The organism is Massilia sp. CT11-108, assembly GCF_047302915.1.
Classification (GTDB): Bacteria; Pseudomonadota; Gammaproteobacteria; order Burkholderiales; family Burkholderiaceae_D; genus Telluria; species Telluria orientalis.
Window position 1 is genome coordinate 1 of the sequence record NZ_JBKYMO010000810.1, and the last position, 1,728, is coordinate 1,728.

General features: G+C 64.9%; 1 protein-coding gene. It reads left to right on the plus strand.

Translation table 11 applies throughout. The features are described from left to right. Positions 1–301 precede the first annotated feature (301 nt). The gene (locus tag ACEN88_RS30955; RefSeq protein ID WP_413345899.1) at positions 302–1,273 is read left to right on the plus strand and encodes an HDOD domain-containing protein; all 972 of its coding nucleotides are present in this window, start codon (positions 302–304) and stop codon (positions 1,271–1,273) included. Positions 1,274–1,728: the final 455 nt, after the last annotated feature.

Sequence of the window (1,728 nt, forward strand, 5' to 3'; positions counted from 1 at the left end):
GGCCAGGTAGCGGAACACTTCGGCGCGGTTCACGGCGTCGGCCACCTCGAGGATTTCCTTCGTGGCGGACACGACGACGTGTTGCGCCGTCTCGAGCAGGACGAGCCCGGCATCACCCGGGTCGACTGGGACGAGGACGGCAATATACGCCTGTTCTGACACGGCATCCTGTCCGGATCGGCGGGAAACAGTGCTCCCGTGCCGTAATATCCGTCATATTATGTGGATTGAATTGCCATAAGGCAATTTATTTGACACAATCCCGCCCATAACGATATTTACATGGGCACGGAGGCATGTCATGGGTTGGATTTCACGTTTGATGGGCGGTTCGGACGGCGGCGCCAGCCCGTCCGCGGCGGCGGCCAAGGCCGGCGAGCAGAAACTGGAGCAGGCGCGCGAAGCCGAACGCATCGGCCACGACATCGATGCGGCGTATTACCGCTGGCTGACGGGCTCGGCCCGTTTCGATGCGGCGCCGGACGTGGAACAAGGCATCCTCGACGAGGTCCGGGCGCTCGCGGCCCGGCCCGGCGATGCGGCCGGGCTCGTGCCGCGCGTCCCCGAAGTGATCCCCCAGCTGCTGGGCAGGCTGGGCGCGGAAGACGTCTCGACCACCGACCTGTCGCGCCTCGTCATGCAGGATCCCGTGCTCGTGGCGGAAGTGATCCGCGAGGCCAACAGCGCGTTCTACCGCCCCATGACGAAGGTCGATACCGTCGAGGCCGCCATTAAGCTGCTGGGGCAGAACGGCCTGCGCATGGTGCTGGCGCGCGTCGCGTTCCGGCCCGTCATCAACATGGAGTCGGACGGCTTCGCGCGCCGCGTCGCGCCGCGCGTGTGGGACCAGTCGGAGCGGTGCGCGCTGGCCGCGAGCCTCATCGCGCCGGGCATCCCCGCCGGCGGCTTCGAAGCGTACCTGGCCGGCCTGATGCAGAACGTGGGCCTGATCGTCGCGTTCCGCCTGTGCCCGGACCGCGCCGTCCCCGGTTCCACCGGGTTCAGCAGCCAATTGCTGGCGCTGGGACGGCAGCTGTCGGCCGGCATCGCGCGCCATTGGGAATTTCCGGCGGAGGTGACCCTGGCCATCGAACAGGCGGGCGCGCCGGACGCGTCCAACCTCGCGCGGGCGCTCGTGCAGGGCGACCGCATCGCCAAACTGCGCCTGCTGATCGACGCCGGCACCGTGCCCGAGGACGATGCCCTCGTCACGGATGGACTCGACAGCTTCCAGCGCCGTTGCCTCGGCAAGCTGGCCCACCTCGAGACCTGATCACATTACCCACACTCGTTGTGAGGAATGTCAATTTTTAGCAACAATATAACGATAACCGCTGTCGTTTAATTTGCGACAGAATTATCGAATTTGCGGTATTTTAAGATGCGCGTGGGCGATTTATTGCTAGAAATTTCATGAAATCCCTAGGTTTGGCCATTCTTGCTGCATGCCGAGCCTGTACATACGTCCATGCCACGCGCGATGGGACTGACACGCCGGCCGCAAGGTCCGCTAGGATCAGGCTCATGCGAAGAATGCCAGCGGTCGCCTGGTATCGCATCGACAGGAGATGAGCATGAATCCCTCCGCTTTTGCGCCCGAAGCGGCGTTGCCGGCCCGGCAACCGGCAGCACTGCAGGTTCTTGAATTCGATTGCCGGGGGCGACGCTTTGCCGTGCCGCTGGCGTCCGTGCGGCGGGCCGTGCTCAGTGCGCGGCCGGTGCCGCTGC